General features: G+C 66.2%; 6 protein-coding genes. 1 reads left to right on the top strand and 5 read right to left on the bottom strand.

The genetic code is table 11. The features are described from left to right. The first annotated feature begins 8 nt into the window (after positions 1-8). Complete coding sequence (locus KR767_RS16545; RefSeq protein WP_250877062.1) at positions 9-2108, top strand: TonB-dependent copper receptor; 2100 nt, start codon at positions 9-11, stop codon at positions 2106-2108. A 4-nt stretch (positions 2109-2112) separates the two neighbouring features. Here the strand turns inward: KR767_RS16545 and KR767_RS16540 are convergent, their stop codons facing one another. Genes KR767_RS16540 through KR767_RS16520 form a run of 5 tightly spaced genes read right to left on the bottom strand, consistent with a single transcriptional unit; the run spans position 2113 to position 19074 of the window. Further along, complete coding sequence (locus KR767_RS16540) at positions 2113-4230, bottom strand: site-2 protease family protein (RefSeq protein ID WP_250877061.1); 2118 nt, start codon at positions 4228-4230, stop codon at positions 2113-2115. After that, a complete protein-coding gene (locus KR767_RS16535; protein WP_250877060.1) occupies positions 4227-5606 on the bottom strand; it encodes an efflux RND transporter periplasmic adaptor subunit in 1380 nt (459 codons plus the stop codon). The genes KR767_RS16540 and KR767_RS16535 overlap by 4 nt, the downstream gene beginning before the upstream one ends. A 4-nt stretch (positions 5607-5610) precedes the next feature. Then, the gene (locus KR767_RS16530) at positions 5611-6342 is read right to left on the bottom strand and encodes an efflux RND transporter periplasmic adaptor subunit (protein ID WP_250877059.1); all 732 of its coding nucleotides are present in this window, start codon (positions 6340-6342) and stop codon (positions 5611-5613) included. A gap of 8 nt (positions 6343-6350) precedes the next feature. After that, positions 6351-8243 (bottom strand): TolC family protein, encoded by a 1893-nt coding sequence (locus KR767_RS16525; RefSeq protein ID WP_250877058.1) that lies wholly within the window; start codon positions 8241-8243, stop codon positions 6351-6353. 55 nt (positions 8244-8298) lie between these two features. Further along, the gene (locus KR767_RS16520; protein WP_250877057.1) at positions 8299-19074 is read right to left on the bottom strand and encodes a VCBS domain-containing protein; all 10776 of its coding nucleotides are present in this window, start codon (positions 19072-19074) and stop codon (positions 8299-8301) included. Between the last annotated feature and the right edge of the window lie 136 nt (positions 19075-19210).

Here is a 19210-nt window from a genome sequence, read left to right as displayed (position 1 = left end):
GAATCACCATGTCTCATCGCATCCTCGCGGTGCGCGCCTCCGTGCGCGTCCGCCACCGCATCCTGCCCGCCACGCTTGCACTCGTGCTTTCTCCCGTCGCCGTGGCAAACGACGAGCCACCGCCATCGTCGTTGACACCCATCGTCGTGACCGCACCGATGCAGACGGCACCCCTCACCGTGGTTACCGACCCGAAAGCGCCACGCCAGCCCGTGCCGGCAAGCGACGGTGCGGACTTCCTGAAGTCCATCCCCGGCTTCGCCATCATCCGCAAGGGCGGCACGAACGGTGATCCGATGCTGCGCGGCATGAGCGGTTCACGACTGAATATCCTGGTCGATGGCGGCCAGATCGGCGGCGGTTGTCCCTCGCGCATGGACCCACCCACCTCATACATATCGCCGCAGAGTTTCGACAAGGTCACCATCATCAAGGGGCCGCAAACCGTGATCCATGGCCCGGGCAACTCCGCCGGCGCTGTGCTCTTCGACAGGGAGTTCACTCGTTACACCCGGCCCACCGTCTCGCTGGATGGCAGCCTGCTGGGGGGCTCGTGGGGGCGCAACGACCAGTCGCTGGACCTTCGCGGCGGCGATGCCTCCGGTTACCTCGGCATCACGGCCAATCACACCCACTCGCAGGACTATGAAGACGGCGACGGCCGTCGTGTGCATTCCTATTACGACCGCTGGAATGCCGATGCGACGATCGGCTGGACGCCCGATGACGATACCCGCGTCGAACTGACTGTCGGTCGCGGTGACGGCAAGGCGGCCTATGCGTTCAGCGGCATGGACGGATCGCAGTTCCTCCGCGAAAGCACCGGACTGAAATTCGTTCGCGAGCACATGAGCGAGCACTTCACGAAGCTGGAAGCACAGGCCTATGTGAACTATGCCGACCATGTGATGGACAACTACACGCTGCGCCATCCCGACCCGGCATCGATGATGCCCATGGCGATGGCCAGCGACGTCGCCCGCCGTACGGTGGGCGGTCGTGTGGCCGCCACCTTCGATTGGGCACAGTCGTTCAATCTCGTCACCGGCATCGATGGTTCGCGCAATACGCATACGGCGCGCAACGGTGGTCCCCGCGACGGCATGCTGTCTTATTACCGGGCGTTGCCGCGTGATCGCGACGAGCGCATGGCCATCGTGGGCGCCTTCGCGGAAGCCACCTGGCATGTCGCCCAGCGCGAAAGGCTGCTGGGCGGCCTGCGCCTCGACCGTGCGCAGGCGCGCGGTTATGGCCTGTCGTCCATGCCGCAAGGGCACATGGGCGCGATGGCCATGCCCGGCAATGGAAGCACGATCGATGCAAACCGCTCGTCCTGGCTGAAGTCCGGCTTCATGCGCTACGAGCGCGACCTGACGACGATGCCTGCCACGTTGTATGCCGGTATCGGCCACGTCGAACGCTTTCCCGATTACTGGGAGCTGTTCGGCCGTTATACGCAGAAGAGCCTCGACAGCTTTCGCCGCACACGTCCCGAACGCACCACCCAGCTCGACATCGGCGCCCAGTTCCGTGGCGAAGGCTGGCAGGCATGGGTATCGGCATACGCCGGTGTCGTGGACGATTTCATCCTGTTGCGCGGTGGCCGCGGCATGATGGCCATGGGCCGGGCCAGCAATATCGATGCACGCATCGCCGGTGGCGAGGCAGGCGCCGTCGTGGCCTTGTCACCCCGCTGGAAGCTCGATGGCACGCTGGCGTATGCCTGGGGCGAAAACCGTAGTGACGGACGTCCCCTGCCACAGATTCCGCCACTGGAAACCCGCCTGGGCCTCACCTACGACACGGGCACATGGTCCGTGGGTGGCTTATGGCGCGTCGCGGCAGCCCAGCATCGCGTCTCGGTAGGCGATGGCAATATCGTCGGACTGGATCTCGGGCCGACGGCGGGCTTTGGCGTCTTCTCGCTCAATGGCGGCTATCGCCTCACGAAGCAGCTCACCGTCAGTGCAGGCATCGACAACCTGCTGAACAAGACCTACGCCGAGCATGTGAATGCATCGACCGTGGGCCTGGTCGGCTATGCCGATACGCTGCGCGTCAACGAGCCGGACCGCACGGCCTGGATGAAGCTGCAACTGAACATGTAAGGCGTCAGCCTTCCTTGCCCAACCCGGTCTGCTGGAGGATCGTCAGCAATGCACTGTCGACCCAGCGCCGGGCGAGGCTCTGTCGCTCGCCTTCGATGCGTACGTCGGCCAGCAGTTCGGCCGGCAGTGGCTCTTTGAGTCCATCGCCTTCCACCACCACGCGATACCACACGCCCGCCGGGCGCAGTTCCTTTGCCGGACGCGTCGGGTTGAGCGCGATGGGGCCGCCATGGGGCTTTGCCAGTACGAGGCTGGGCAGGTGGTCAACCGCACCACTATCGAGCATGGATATTTTGCCGCGCAGGGGTTGCAACCCACCATGCGGATAGACGGTGACGGCCGCACCGGACGACAGCCGGGCGCGGTTGGCTTCCTGCACCAGCACTTCCGCCCGCCAGCGCGTGCTGCCCACCACGGTGGCGATGCGCGTGCCGGGTGACACCCAGTTGCCCTTGCGTAGCGTCGGGTCCACATCGCGGACGACACCCTGTTCACTGGCGATCAGTTGCAGGCGCCCCTTCTCGGCCATGCTCGCGTCGCGTTGCGCGGTATAGCGTTCGGCCATGCGCTCGGCCACCACCTGCTTCGCCACGCCGTTGCGGTCGAGCGCCACCGCGCCACGCGCCGCCGATTCGTAGGCATCGCGCAGTACGCTCGCCTTGTCGCCGTCGTCCTGCGGTGCCGGTGCGCTCAGTTCGAACAGCACCTTGCCCGCCGGCACCACGTCGCCGTCGCGGGTGTTGATCGCATCCAAACGCGCGCCGAAGGGCGTGAACACCGCCTGCCGGTAACCGGCTTCCACCACGCCATCGGCAGTAATCCGCGACGACCACGGCACGAACAGCACCAGCGCGAGCATGGCCGGCACGATAAGGCGCACCCTTAGCGCGGACCAGCGGATCTCGTCGCGCCGGGCCCACCACACGCGGGTTTCATTGAATACGGGCTTCATCACGAAGGTCACGATTTCCACAAGAAACAGGATCAGGCCCAGCGCCTTGAAGAAGGCGTGGTAGACGACGACGGCGATGCCGATGAACAGGCTGAGGCGATACACCCATGTCGCGAAAGCGAACACGGTGAGAAAGGCGGCAAATCGCGGCGACACCGCATCGGGTTTCGGATCGTCCAGGCCGAGCAGGACGCGACGCATCCACCGCTTGGCCCAACGCCCCGCGCGCTCGTGCAGGCCAGGGTAATCCAGCGCATCGGCAAGGATGAAATAGCCGTCGAAGCGCATGAACGGGCTGACGTTCACCAGCAGGGTCAGCACCCAGGCCGTGGTACCCAGGAAGAACAGCGCGTTGCGGAAGTTGCCGTCCGGCGCGAACGACCAGAGCAAGGTGCACCATGCTGCCAGCACCAGTTCGGCCAGCACGCCGGCCGAGGCGATGGCCAGACGACGCCGGGAACGTTCCAGCTTCCAGCTTTCGCCGGTATCGGTATAGGCCATGGGCCACATCACCAGCAGCGCGATGCCCATGTGTCCCACCTTCACGCCGTAACGCGTCGCCATGAATGCATGGCCCAGCTCATGCCAGCACTTGGACAGGATCAGTGCACCGGCGAAGGCGATGACGCCATCCCAGCTCATCGCACCACGCAGGTTGGCCAGCACCGTGTCCCACTGGCGTACGGCAAACAGCACGCCCACGATGGCGGCCAGCAGGGTCACCAGCAGGAAGCGCATGCCGAACATCGGCTCGACGAAAGGCAGTGCCTTGCGCAGCAGGCGTTCCGGGCGGATCAACGGAATGCGGATGAACAGGTAGTTGTGCAACAGCCAGTGGGCGACCGAGGTCGGTGGTCGCAGGCTGGTGTCGCGGGTCAGTTGCTGTTGTTGCAGGAAACGCGCGAAGCCCTGCACGTCGTCCGGCCCGGGCATCAACGTAGTGTCGGCAGCGACCGCATCGGCGATGCGTTGCGGATCGCCAAGGTCCCAGCGTCGCAGCATCTCGAATTCAAGCCAGCCAATGCGGAAGAACTGGTTGCGCACCGGATCGGCCAGATGCCATGCCGGCGAACCGTCGCGGTTGCGTCCGGCGACATGCACGTCGAGTTCTTCACGCAGGGCCGGCCACACGGCGGCCATGGCCGGCATGGCAAGTGCCGGCTCGCTCACAGGCCACACCACGCCCGCATGGTCGCCAGCGGACGGCGCAGCAGCAGATAGCCGAGCACGCTCCACTGGCCCGATACCCGTGCTGTCCCCTGCAGGCCGATACGTGCATCGGCGGGCGTGCCGTCCACCGTGCCGCGCAGCATGTAGCTCGCCACGCCATTGGGCGCTTCCACCGGCTGGTAGCCGGCATAGTCCAGCGTGGCATCGAAGGGGCTGAGCGGCGCCACCTTCAGGAACACCTTCATGGCGGCCCCCTGTGCCAGGTTGGTCGCCTCGCCCACCGGGGCCCAGGCGCGCACGCCCAGAGCATGCGGATCGGCGAGCAGACCGATGCGCTCACCGGTCTGCACCGGCTTGCCGGCCCATTCATCGGGGTCGCCATAGACGAACACACCGTCGGCCGGTGCACGGATGGCGAGCTTGTCCACCTCGCGCTGAAGCGAGGCCGCATCGACCTGGCGCTCACGCCACTTGCCTTCGGCCAGCCCGAGGTCCGCCTTGGCGTTCTGGTTTTCGATGGCCTGCTGGGAGGCCTGGTGCATTTCCACCGCGGCCGTCGCCAGCTCCGCCTGCGCCACGGCGAGGCGGTTACGCAGCGTGGTGTCGTCCAATTCCGCGAGCACGTCGCCGGCTTTCACCGGTGTATTGGGTAACACCACCATGCGATGCACCACCCCTTCGCGGGGCGATGCGATGACCTGGCTTTCGGTGGAAATCACTTCCGCCGGCACTAGCGTGTATTCGCGGATCGGCAACAGCATGATGAGCAGCAGCCCCACCAGGGCGTAGCGTAGCCGTCGCCCGGTGAAGGCCGCCTTCCAGCCGCGCCGCCACAGCGAAGGCCGGGCCACCAGCGACCACCACGCGAACCCGTAGAGGTTCACCAGTTGCAACAGGGCAAACTCCGCGCTGTCCATCGACAAGGTTTCCGGCCACGCCTGCTCTCGCGCAAGGAAGAGCAAGGCATTCACCGTGCCATCGGGCGCCACCAGTGGCAGCACCCAGACATGCGCCGGCAGCCATTCATCCCAGCCGGCCGCCAGTTCCTCGCCGAGCGCAGCGGGCGACAGCGGAAGCACGCGCGCCGTGGGCGGCAGCGTTTCGCAGCGCTTCGCGATGCGCGCGGCAGCAGCCGACAACCACAAGGCGTAGGGCGTGTTGGCATCGGTCTCTGCCAGCCCCGAATGCGCAACCAGTCGAGCCGGGCGGCCCGGCGACAGTTCGACCAGTGCCGCCTGGCGGTAATCGACAAGCGTGCGCGTTTCGTTGCAGATGGTGAAGCCGAGTTCCGCGGCACGCGTGGCCGCTTCCACCCGGGCCGCCACGGCATAAAACCGCGCGGACGCGGAAGGAGGAACGGAAGCGTGCGCGGTCATCGTCTCAGCCCTGCGCTGCCGGCTTCGGGGCCTGCGCGCGGCCACTCATGCCCGGCCATACCTGCGCGGTATCACCCTGGAAATCCGCCTCGATTTCCACGGTCTGGCTCACCGCATCCACGCGACCGCTGATACGGGTCACGGCGAGCGTGTAGTGAGCACCGGTTTCGTCCACCACGGCGTCAAGATGCGCGCCCGGCTTCAGCCAGCTGATCCAGTTCGACGGTACGTTGAGACGTGCCTTGGGCACGCCCGTGCCCACCAGGTCGATCACGGGCGCACCGGCCGCCACGCCCTGCCCCTCCTTGACATGCACGCGTGCAACACGGCCCTCGAACGGGGCGACGAAACGGCACTGGGCCAGCTGCGCATCGAAAATACGCACCTGGCTGCGGGTGCGATCGACATCGGCCGCGGTCAGTTCGACTTCGAGCGCGGCAGCCGATTGCAGGCCCTGAAGCTTGGCCTTGGCCTCATAGCGCAGCTGCGCCGCGTTGTATTCGGCATTCGCGCTGGCCCGGCGTGCTTCCAGGTCGCTGCAATCCAGCGATGCCAGTACCTTGCCTGCCGCTACGCTGTCGCCAAGCTGCACGTTGATCCGCGCGATACGGCCCAGCACCACGGCCGACAACGGGCTCTCGCGATTGGCCACCACGAGAAAGCGTACCGGCGCCTGCTGCGCGATGACGGGAAACGCTGCGACGAACGCGGCAAAGGCAAGCGTATGTCTGATCATGGCGAGCTTCACGGCTTCGACGCATCCGCGGTTTCAGGCGCGGCGGCCAGGCGACGGATATCGGCAAGGATCGACAGCGCGGCGGCTTCGGCCAGCGCGGCGACCGCCCGCGTGGTGACCTCGTTGGGCACGAAGCTGAGGTAGCTGCGCTCCAGCAGGCGTTTGCCGCTGGCATCCTGCACCGTCATGTCCCACTGGGCCTTCGTGGACGAGCGACCGGGCGCGGAGCTGAAACGCAGTGCCATGGCCAGGCCATCGGCACCCTCGCCCATGGCGATATGGTTGCCGGTCATCACGTGGGTCAGTGCGCCACGCACTGCCTCGCCATCGACCTTTGCCGGCAGGCCGCTCACGCTGAGGTGCAACGGACGCTCCACCTGCACCGCATCGGCCATCTCGGTGAACACCTGCTTCTCGCCCTCGACGAGGCTTGCCTGGATCGCTTTGGACAGTGCGGGGATATCGCTGCCGGCGACCTCTTCGGGCATGAGGTCGATACCTACCGAGTTCAGCACGCGGCCGTATGCCGACTGCGCGGCGGCATACGACGAGGCTTCCTGGAAACGCGACACCATCGCGCGGGCCTGCGTGCGCAGTGTTTCCAGTTCGCTGGTGAGTTGGTTGCCCGAGCCCGCCTTCGCCACGCTGGCCAGGCGCTGGTCCACCTGTGCGGACTGCTCGGCGAGCTGGTGGTCGTACACCGCCAGCTTGTAGCGTTCCACCGAAACGCGTACCTGGGTCAGCACGGCCATGCTCAACGCCATGCGGCGCGCATCGTCCACCTTCATGCGGGCGTCGTTGGTGCGCCGGATGGCCGGCAGGCCCGCAAGGCGCATGAGGTTCATCGACATGCTGACGCCACCCTGCGACCAGCTCTCGTTATAGAGGTACTTGTTGGAGTCGTGACCCGCACCCACGAACAGGTTGAGGTTCGGGAACAGCGCGGCAATCTGCTTTTTCGTCTCGATGGCGTCGATGCGCGTCTTGTAGTCTTCCTCGCGCAGTTCGGGGCGCTGCTCCAGGGCCAGCTGTTCCAGCTGGTCCACATTGCCCGGCACCTGGGTCAGGGTCGTCTCGCTCACGTCGGCCAGCGTGAACACCGTGCCAGGCGGCAGGTTCATCAGCGCGGCGAGTTCGCGACGGGCGAATTCCATTTCCTGGCGCTTCTGGTTCACCAGGGTCATCGCATCGAGCAGCGCCCGCTGGTATTCCAGGCCTTCCACGGGCGGCAGCACGCCGGCCCGCTCGGCCTCGCGGCTCTTTTCCAGTGCAGACTGGATACCTTCGGCCAGGGTCTCGGTCTCGCCCAGCAGGCGCTGCGCACCCAGGGCGCGCCAGTACGCATCGCGCACGTCCTGCACGATGTTCTGCAACACCTTGCGACGACGCTCGTCGGTGATGTTGACGTCATCGGCCTGCTGCTTCGCACGGTAATAGCTGAGGCCGAAGTCGAGCACGTCCCACGACAGCGTGGCGTCGGCCAGGTAATGCACGCGCTCCTCCGAGGTAGAAGGGCGCAGGCTGACGATGCGGTCCTGGATGCCGATGCTGGTACCGCCCGAATCGTTGCTGCGCCAGCGGTAGCCGGCATCCGCCATCAGCTTCGGCAGCATGTCGAGCTGGGAGACGTCGAGCAGGCCACGCGAGAGCGAGGTTTCCATCAGCTTCAGGCGATGGTCGAGGTTGTACTTCAGCGAACGCGCCATCGCATCGGACAGCGTGATGGGGCCGGTGACCGGCTCCTGGTCCTTGTACATCGCCTGCTGGTCGCTGCGCGCACGGTTGCTCACGTCGTCATGGGTGAGCGGGCGCGGCTTCACCGCGCCGCAACCGGCGAGGAAGACGGCGGCGGCGAGAGCGGTCACCAGCGGGAGCGGCTTCAGGGCATGGAGATGAGACATGTCGGTTCGTTCCTCGTATACGGTTCCGGTGGCGTTCGCCGCCACCGGAGCGCGATTAGTGATGGGGCAGCTTCGGAGCGGCGACCGGCGCGGGAGCGCCGTGGGCCAGCCGGGCGAGACGGGTGGACAGGGACGGCGCGCCGGCCGGAGGCGCGTCCGCGCGCGGCAGCCTGACGGTGTGCGAAGGCTGAGCCCTGTCTGCCTTGCCGCGTTCGTCCTGATCGTGGCGGAGGGTCTGCTCGATGCGTTGCGAGGCAAAGGGTGAGAAGTCGTCCCACAGCACGCGCGAGCCCAGGCCCGCGTCGCGGCTGGCCACACGCGACTGGCTACGCACTTCCACGAGCAGCTGCCGCGAGAAGGCCACGCCGTCACGCAGCACGTACTGCACGTTGTCCGGATCGAGATCCGTCGTGCCCGCTTCCAGTCCATGAATGGCACCGGTCATCCTGCCGAGCTGCCAGGCCTGGGTATCCCGCTGCACGCCATCGACGGTGGGCAGGATGAACAGGCCGGGATCGTAGCCCTGGCGGATATCGCGGCCGGGCCACTCGTGGGACAGCGGGAAGATCTGGTCGCCCCAACGCGCCTGGATCGGCGGCGTGGCACCACGGATGGTGATGACCAGGCGTGCCTCGCTGGTATCGCCGTCCGCATCGGTAATCGTGTAGACGAACACTTCGCTCAGCGTCCGGCTGGCATCCAGGGCGCTGACCTGCGGATTGCGCGGGTCCACCACGTATGTGTAGCTGCCATCGGCGTTGAGCACGAGCGTGCCGTACTGCCCCGGGCTTGCATTGCCGATGCTGCCACGCTGGCCGAGATTATCGGAGGTGACGCCCGTCACCGGGCCGCCCTTTGCAGGACCATCCGCACCGATGCGGTCAGCTCCCGTATGCGATGGGCCCCCGGTGAACACATTGCCCGAGGCACTGCCCTGCGCGGCATCGCGATCGATCGATGCCGCATCGTCGTGCGCCGTCGGCACGTCGTTGACGATATCGATGACCAGGCTACCCGTGGCCTTGCCGCCACCGGCGTCGTTCACGGACAACGCGATGGTGTCGGTGCTGTGATCGGTACCGGGCTGGCCCACCGCGCCACCCAGCGTATAGGTGTACGACAGCGTGCCCTGCGTCACGACACCACCCACGGTGGCCGTCGGCTCGAAGCCGGTGAGTACCAGCGTGCCGTTGCCGGTCACGACCGTCACCGTCTTTCCGTTGCCCAGCGTCGTCAGCTGATCCGCCGTGAGCGTGACGCCACCGACCGTGATCGACGTCAGGCCATCCGGCGCGGAGACGACGATGGTGTCGGAGGCGCTCTTACCCTGCCCGGCCGGACCATCGCTGGTCAGGCCCGATTCCCATACGGTGGTGTGGCCGGTGGTGAGCGGTCCGTTGCCTTCGCCATTGCCGTCGTGAGGGACGATGGCAGGCGTACCGTCGGTATGACCGGCGATGGTGATGGTCAGCGTGGTGGTGCTGCTGTCCCCGTCGCCATCGACGATGGTGTACGTGTAGACCTCGGTCAGCGTGTCGCCGTCCTTGAGTGCATTGACCCTGGGATTGGCGTTGTCCAGTGCATAGGTGTAGCTGCCGTCGGCATTCAGCGTGAGCGTGCCATAGGTACCGGCCACGCCACTGCCGACGTTGCCGCTGACCGGACCATTCGACGCACCGTGGACCACCCCGGCCACAGGCAATGGATTAGCGTCGGCGCCGATACGATCCGCACCGGCACCGCCCGTGATCACGTTACCCGTGACCGGCGCACCGTCCTCATGCACCGTCGCCGTATCCGGGCGTGCCGTGGGCACGTCGTCCACGATGTTCACCACGAGCGCGCCGCTCGCCGTGCCACCGCCGGCATCGATGACCTGCAGTGCGATGGTGTCCGTGCCGCCACCCTGGCGCGGCACGGAATGATCGAGCGTGTACGTGTAGGTCAGCGTGCCTGCCGTGGGCACGCCACCCACCGATGTCGTCGGGTTGAAACCCGTGAGCACCAGCGTGCCATCCGGCGTGTGGATCGTGACCGGCTGGCCGTTGTTCAGTGCATCCAGCTGCGCGAGCGTCAGCGAGGTGCCGCCGATCGTCACCCCGGCAAGGCCATCGGCCGCCGTCAGGTCAATGCTGCCACCGGTCGTCTGCGTGCCGTCGTGGTTTGCCAGGCCAGCTTCGATAACCGTTGCATGCCCCGTCGCCGCACCGTTGCCATCCACCGGCACGATGGACGGCGTGCCATCGGTATGGCCATGGATGGTGATGGTCAGCGTCGTGGTGCTGCTGTCGCCGTCGGCATCGACGATGGTGTAGCTATAGGTTTCCGTAAGTGTCTGGCCATCCTTCAGCGCATTGACCGTCGGATTGGCGTTGTCGACGGCATAGGTATAGCTGCCATCGGCATTCAACGTGAGCGTGCCGTACGTGCCGGCCACACCACTGCCGACATTGCCGCTCACCGCACTGGTCGCGGTGCCATGCACCACACCGGCCACCGGCAGCGCGTTGGCATCGGCACCGATACGGTCCGCACCGGCACCGCCCGTGACGACGTTGCCGCTCACGGGTGCGCCGTCTTCATTTACATCCGCCGTGTCCGGACGGGCCGTGGGTGCATCGTTGACGATGTTGATCGTGAGCTGTCCCGTGGACGAACCGCCACCCGCATCCGTCACCGTGAGTGCGATGGCATCGGCGGTGCGATCGATGCCCGGCTGGGTCACGGCACCGTTCAACTCGTAGGTGTAGTTCAGCGAGCCTTCGACCGTGATGCCACCCACGGTCCGCGTCGGCTGGAAGCCGGCGAGCGTGAGCGTGCCATAGGGCGTCATGACCGTGACCGGGCTGCCATTGCCCAGCGCCGCGAGCTGCGCCGTGTTCAGCACCACGCCGCCCACGCTGATCGAGGCCAGGCCATCGGGCGCGGTGATGTCGATCGATCCGGTCGTGGTGCGACCCTGGTGATCCGGACCATCGCTGGTCAGGCCCGACTCCCATACCGTGTTCTCGCCGGCCGCGTTGGTGCCATTGCCTTCGTGCGGCTTCATCGACGGACCACCGTCCGTGTGGCCGTGGATGGTAATGGTCAGCGTCGTGGTACTGGTGTCGCCATCGCCATCGACGATGGTGTACGTGTAGACCTCGGTCAGCGTGTCGCCATCCTTGAGCGCGTTGACCGTGGGATTGGCGTTGTCCAGCACGTAGCTGTAGCTGCCATCGGCATTCAGCGTAAGCGTGCCGTAGGTGCCCGTGACACCCGTGCCGACATGGCCGCTGACCGGGCCGCCCGTGTTTCCGTACACCACACCGGTGACCGGCAACGGGTTGGTATCTGCGCCGATCCGGTCGGCACCCGGGCCACCCGTCACCACGTTCCCTGCGATGGACGGGCCGTCTTCATCGATATCGGCCGTGTCGGGCCGTGCCGTGGGCGTGTCGTCCACGATGTTGATCACGAGCGTGCCATTGGCCGTGCCGCCACCGGCGTCGACGACCTTCAGGTCGATGGCATCGGTACCGCCACCCTGGCGCGGTACGGAATGGTCAAGCGTGTACGTATAGGTCAGCGTACCTGCCGTGGGTACGCCACCCACCGATGTCGTCGGATTGAAACCCGTGAGCACCAGCGTGCCGTCCGGCGTGTGGATCGTGACCGCCTGGCCGTTGTTCAGTGCGTCCAGCTGCGCAAGCGTCAGCGTGGTACCGCCGACCGTCACACCGGCAAGGCCATCGGCCGCCGTCAGGTCGATGCTGCCACCGGTCGTCTGCGTGCCGTCGTGGTTTGCCAGGCCAGCTTCGATAACCGTTGCATGCCCCGTCGCCGCACCGTTGCCATCCACTGGCACGATCGACGGCACACCGTCGGTATGGCCGTGGATGGTGATGGTCAGCGTGGTGGTGCTGCGATCGCCGTCACCATCGGCGATGGTGTACGTGTAGGTTTCGGTCAGCGTCTGACCGTCCTTCAGCGCATTGACTGCCGGGTTGGTGTTGTCCACCACATAGGTGTAGCTGCCGTTCGCGTTGAGGGTGAGCGTGCCGTAGCTTCCCGCCACGCCCGTGCCAAGGTTGCCGGTGGCCGGAACGCCCGTATTGCCGGGCGCGACGCCTACCACCGGGCTGCCGTTCGCATCCGCGCCGATACGGTCCGCACCGGCGCCTCCCGTCACCACGTTACCGCTGACTGGTGCGCCGTCTTCATTCACATCGGCCGTATCCGGACGGGCCGTGGGCACGTCGTTGACGATGTTCACGACAAGGCTGCCGCTGGCCGTGCCGCCACCGGCATCGTTGACCGCCAGCGCAATGGTGTCGGTGCTGTGATCCAGGCCAGGCTGGTTGATCGAACCGCCCAGCGTATAGGTGTAAGACAGGGTGCCGGCCGTGGGCACGCCACCGACCGAAGCCGTCACCTGGAAACCGGTGAGCCACAACGTGCCGCGCGACGTGGTGATCTGTCGTGGCGTGCCCGCGCTGAGCCCTGCGAGCTGGCCCGCCGTCAACGTCGTGCCACCCACGGTGATGGATGTCAGCCCATCGGCTGCGGAGATGTCTACCGTATCCGTCGCCGTCTTCAGCTGGCCCGAGGGGCCATCGGGCGTCAGGCCCGATTCCCATACGGTGGTGTGACCATCCGCCGCCCCGTTGCCGTCGTGCGGCACGATGGCCGGTGCGCCATCCGTGTGGCCGGCAATAGTGATGGTCAGCGTGGTGGTGCTGCGGTCACCGTCGCCATCGGTGATGGTGTAGGTATAGACCTCGGTGAGCGACTGGCCGTCCTTCAGTGCGTTGACCGTCGGGTTGGTGTTGTCCAGCACATAGGTGTAGCTGCCATCGGCATTCAGCGTGAGCGTGCCGTAGGTACCGGTCACACCCGTTCCGACATGGCCGCTGACGTGACCACCCGACGTACCGTATACAACGCCGGTCACCGGATTGGGATTGGCATCCGCGCCGACACGATCCGCGCCCGGGCCACCAGTCACCACATTGCCGGTAAGCGGTGCGCCGTCTTCATTCACCGTTCCCGTATCGGGGCGTGCGGTGGGCGTGTCGTTCACGATGGTAACGTTGATCCGGCCGCTGTCGGTGAAGCCGGCGCTGTCACGCATCGCGATGGCAACGGTTTCCATGCTGCTGGCGGCGCCCGGCTGCGACTGCGCGCCATTGAGCGTGTAGTGGTAAAGCAATGTGCCGTGGGCGCTGTCTGCGCCCGGCACGTAACCGGTGACCACGAGGGTGCCGGCTGCCGTGGTCATCGTGCGATCGGCCAGCGGAACGCTGGCGAGATCCTGCAGCTGCGCGAGCGTCAGCGTCACGGAGTGACCCGGGCCGTCGGCCGGATTGCCAAGGGTCACGCTGTCCACGGGATTGAACAGCGCGAATGCCTGCGCGCCGTCCACGCCGTCCTTGCCATCGTGGTCAACCAGGCCCGATTCGCTGACCTTGGTCGCGCTGTTCACGGTGACGTTGAAGACACGCGTGGTCACCAGCGCATTCGAGCTGCCGTTCTCGCCGTCGGCATAGCCGTATTCGTCGCCGACGGTGCTCGGATCATGGGCAGCGTTGTCGGCCGCGTCGCCATCGAGCGTGCCACGATCCGGGCGGTCGCCGTGGTTGCCGCCGTCGTTGACCGAAATCATCACCTGGAAGGTGCCGTTCCAGTAGGCGTTATTGTCGCCGCTGGCCGATGGCGGCAGCTTCACGCCCACGGCATTGATGGCTGCCTGTACCTTGTCGATGGAGCCGGTGATCGTGACCGTGGTACGTCCCTGGGCGTCCTGCCCGATCACATAGGTCGCCGTGCCGAAGCTGCCGGTTCTATCCGGCGAACCACCGATGTCATGCACGCCAAAACCCGACGGCAGGGTCACGGTCGCCGTGATATCGGCCGTACCCGCATCGGGATCGGCCAGCGTGACGTGACTCAGCGTATAGATACCGGCTGCGCTTTCGTCGGTGACATTGGGCGCCGTCACGCCGATGGCCGTGGGGTTGTTGATCGACGACGGGAACACGGTACGCGACCCGAGCGCCACGTTCTGGCCCAGGCCGGCCGGCACCTTGCCGTACGGATCGACATCGGTGACAGGCACCGCCTGCACACCGCCGCCCGTCGCGGCATTCTCGCCTCCGTTGGCAGCACCCGAACCATCGAGTGCGCCCGTGGTGACATCGCGCAAGCGGTCGTCGGCGATCACGTCCACGCGATAAGCCTGGTCGACGTTCGCCAGGTTGCCACCGATGGATACCTTGAGGCCGGCGAGGTAATCGTTGACCTGCTGCCGCGTGCCGCGGATGACCAGGGCAATGCCGTTACCGTTGGACGTACCGTCCACGGTCGCGCCGGAGGTGCCGCTCGCCGACGAGCCCAGCACGATATCGCCATAAGCCGAGCGCGGAAGCGCGTTGCCGGCCGCATCGGAGATGCGCACCGTCACCTGCATGAAATCATGCTCGCCCGTGGTGATGCCGCCCTGATCGGTGTAATCCACATCGTCCACGGAGAAGCCGCCCACTGGCGTGCTGCCGTTGAGATAGATGGTGCCGCTGCCTGCATTCACAGTCGGCGGATCGTTTACCGCGACGATGTCGATGCCGATCTGCAGATCGGCCGGGTTGTTCGGCACGCTGCCGGCGCCCGTATCGCTGCCGATCGCCGAACCGGTGTCGTCGAAATGCACCGTCAGGGTCACGTCGCCGGGTGCGGCGCCGTTCATGTCGTGATTGACGTTGGGCGCGCTGAGGTACGTCAGGCCCAGCGCAGCATCGTTGAGCAGGGCCTGGATATCGCTTGCACGTCCCGTCAGCACCAGTGTGCCCGTGTTGTCGCCCGAGATGGTCACGGCACGGCTGCCTGCCGCACTCGCGGTGGCACTACCCTGGGCACCGTTGCCACCGATGCCGAGTACGCCCGAAGGCACGCTCAGGCGCACCGTGACCGGCGTATCGAAGGCGGCGGATTCCGGATCGCTCACCACGAAGCTGCCACCGATGAAGGTTGCCTGGTCTTCGTAGACGGTGGAGCCCGACGGGCCACCGATCGTGCCGGGTTCGTTCACGCTGGAAGCCCGTACGGATACGGACGATGCACCGATATTGCCGTTCTTCACGGGCACGCCGGCGCTGTACCAGTCGTATTCGGTCGCATCCACCGCCGTGGTGGCCGTGCCGGTGCCCGGCGTGGCCGACTGGTTGACGGCGCCGCCATTGGCACTGCCCGTGAGCTGGCCGCTGGTGTCGCGCAGGCGGTCGTCGGCAATCACCTGCACCTGGTAGATCGCATTGCGGTCACTGCCAAAGGTGACGGTCAGGCCAGCCAGCGCGGCGTTGACCTGTGCACGCGTGCCGCTGAGCACCAGGTAATCGTTGCTGCCGCCATGGGCCGCATCCACCGAGGCACCGCCGGTGCCGTAACCGATGCTGACACCACCGGCCGCCGCGTATTCCGCTGCGCTGAAGGCCGTGCCATCGCTGTGCAGCAGCCGCACGGTGACGCGCAGGTAATCGACGTCGCCCGGGCCCACCGTGGTGAGGTCGGGGTCGGCCACGCTGAAGCCCGGCACCGGGTTGTAGCGCGGATCGGCGCTGTCCAGGTCGATAGGACCATTCGGTGCGGTGACGGTCGGCGGATCGTTTGCGGGCGAGGTGTAGATCCAGAACTGGTTACCCGCCTGCTCCTTGTCGCCATCGGACACAGTGAATCCGAAGCGGTCATCCGGCGTATTGGGGAATGCCGTGCCGGCAGGCTCGGTGCCATCGTTGAGATAGTAGATGCGCCCGGCAGAGACATCGGCCTGGGTGAAGGACGAACCGACACCCAGGTACTGGAAGTTCACGCCATCGGTGGAATACGCGATGCGGCCATGGGCCGGCGCCGACGTGATGGTGTATTGCACCTGCCGCGCCGAGCTGTCCGGATCGTAGGCCTGGAGCATGGCGTCGGTGATGCGACCTGCGCCGCCTTCGATCACGGTCAGCGGATTGTTCGCGGGGGCGCCACCGATATTGTTCGGCGAATCCGAAGGCACCGTCGGATTGGCCTGGGTGGGATCCTTCGCGATCTGCGGCGCATCGTTGACGTTGGTGATCTGGATGGACACCGTGCCATCGGTGGCCGAATGTGCGCCCCAGCGATCGACTGCCGTCACGGTGAAGCTGGCATTGCGCACCTCCGAGCCATTGCTGACGAAGCGCAGGCCGGTGGTGGTGCTGTCGTCCGTGATGATGGATGCATCCAGCAAGGTACCTGCGGTGACGTTCTGCCAGGTGTGGCCGCCGTCCGTGGAATATTGCAGTGTGCCGCCTGCCGGCAGGTTGTTGACCATGAACTTCAACGCGCCAGTGCCGCTCGCATCGTTGTTGTACGCATAGTTGGGATCGCCGTTGGGCAACGTCGGCGAGCCTTCCAGCCAGGGCTCGCTGCGCGCATCGTCCGGATCGCTGATGCCCAGTTGCCCGCGCGTGATATAGCCGGTGCCCCCTTCCGGAATCACCGTGCCCGACGAGCCGGTGACCACCGGCAGATCGTTCGTTGGCGTGACATAGATGTCGAACGACGGCTGCCAGTTGTCCACCGTGGGCTGGCCGTTGACGACATCCACGAGACCTGCCGACACCGAGAAGCGTGCCGTGGTGTGGAAATCCTCGCTGTCGCCGTCGTGCTGGAAGCGGATGCGACCCGCGTCGAGATCGGCCTGGGTGAAGGTGCCAAACGCGGAGATATCCACCCATGCGCTGCCCACCTGCTTCTGCAACGTGCCCGCGTTGCCCGTGCCCGCGCCGTCGCTGGTGAAGCCCAGAAAGGTATAGACCACCTGCGAAGGATCGACACCCTGCGCGGTGTAGCTGAGCCCCGGCGTGGTGCTGAAATCGGTCGGCTGGCCGTTGGTGGTCGTGCCGTGCAGCACGATGCTGCCCCCTTCGAGCACGCTGCCGATCTTGTTACCGGACGGGTCCATGCCGGCATACGTCGACTGGTGCTCGACGGTGGTGACGTCGTGGATCGGGAAAGCACCGCCGTTGCCGGCCGCCGTCGGCGCAAGGTCGATGGTGAAGGTGTAGTCGCGCAGCGTGTCTGCCGGCGTACCACCCGTGTAGTCACCGCCGATACGCGTGAAGGTGCTGCCGTCCGGGTTCCAGCGCAGCGCGGTGGTGTTGTCCACCACCTGGAAATGGAAGGTGTCCTGCTGCCCGGCCGTGGCACCCGCGGTCTGCACGTATTGCACGCGGCCCGCGCGCACGTCGGCCATGGTGAAGGTGGCGCCATCCTTCAGGCGCTCGCCGTTGAGCAATAGGTAGCCATGCGTCAGACCCGCCTGCCCCGTCACGAAGCTGATGTTCTGGTCCGGCGAATCGACGTCGGTGGCGCCGATCATCGTTGGCGTCAGCACCACGGAATACGCACCCGCGCTGCCGTCACCGCCTGCCGTTACCGTCGCATGACGCGTGCTGGCAGGATCGAGGGCCGGGTCGTCGTCCACCGCATGCACGTCGAGGTGCACCGTGCCATCCGTGCTTGCAGGCACGCCCGTACCGCCGCCCATGTCGGTGACGCGCACGCCGAAGCTGTCCTGGCTGATGCCGTCCACGCCATCGTTGGCGTAGGTCAGGCGGGCACGGTCGGCATAATCGAACGACTGGCCGACCACGACGGCCATGCCATCGAAATACAGCGTGCCGTGCTGGGGCAGCCCGGTGATGGTCACGCGCAGCGCCGTGTCCTGCGGGTCGCCGCCCGAGTCCGCCACGATGTACTTGCCGACATTGCCGGTATCCACGGCATTGGCCGGCTGGCCTTCGTAGACGACACCGGTGCCGCCGATGGTCGGCGCCTGGTTCATGGGGCGGATGGCGAGGGTCACGTGTACCGTGTCCGAGCGATCGGCCGGCGTGGCACCGTCGTTGACCCGCGCGACGAAGCCATCGGTGGTGTCCTGGTCGGCGCCCGTGGCGGTGTGCACGTAGGTGAGCTTGCCGTCGATCACGTCCTGCTGGGTAAACACCGAGCCGGCGCCCAGCCGATTGCCCTCCAACGCGAGATAGCCGTACTTGGGCAGGTCGGTCACGCTGTAGACGATCTGTTCCGGCGTCTGTGTGCCGGCGGCTACCTCAGGATCGATCGCCACCAGCGTGTCGGTGCCAATGACGCTGATGCTGGGACCACCCGTGGAACTCACCTCGTCCACCGTCTTCGTGGCGTCGGCCACGGAAACCGGGTCATTGGATGGCGTTACCGTCACGTCCAGCGAGTGGTTCGCCGAATGCGACTGGCTGTCGGTGACGCTGACCTCGATGGTGGTGCGCGCGGCGGTATTGCCCAGTTCCACATCGGCGGCGGTGAAGGTGAGCTGGTTCAGCCATGCCGTGGCATCGGCCACGCTGCCGGTGAAGCGATAGCCACCGGCCACCGACGTAGCCGCCGTCGTCGTGCCAAGCAGTCCCTTGGAGGTATCCGACACCACCGCCGTCACGGTCACCGTGCCACTGCCGTCGATGGACCATCCGCTGAGCGTGCCGCGATCCGCGCCGGCCGCATTCAGGGTGCTGGGCTCGGATACGGTAAGGCCCTTGCTCGACGTGGTGATATCCATGCCACCCGCCGCCGCCAGCGCTACACGTGGCGCGGCCAGCATGGCGGTCTGTACCGCATGACCGGGCTGCTCCGTCGCGGCGCTACGGAATGCCGCGCCATCGTGGCTGCTCTCGCCGGGATCGGCGTGATGCGTGCTGGCTTCGGTCAGCGCCGCGCCGTCGTACATCTGGCGCGGTTCGAGCGCATAGCGATGCGAACGTGGACGGAAGACGTGCGGATACTTTGTCCCGGTCATGGGAGCGCCCCCTGCTATCGGCGTAAAGCGATGGCCCACGGCCCCGTGGATCATCCACAGGGTCAGCGCGGGCGACGGTGTTTCATAGTTGTGACATGCGTCACAACAGCGCCGCGGATGCTATGTGTAGGAAACG

It is taken from the genome of Luteibacter anthropi (assembly GCF_023699965.1).
Classification (GTDB): Bacteria; Pseudomonadota; Gammaproteobacteria; order Xanthomonadales; family Rhodanobacteraceae; genus Luteibacter; species Luteibacter anthropi.
Note: the sequence above shows the minus strand (reverse complement) of the source record. Positions and strands in the feature narration are given on the sequence as shown.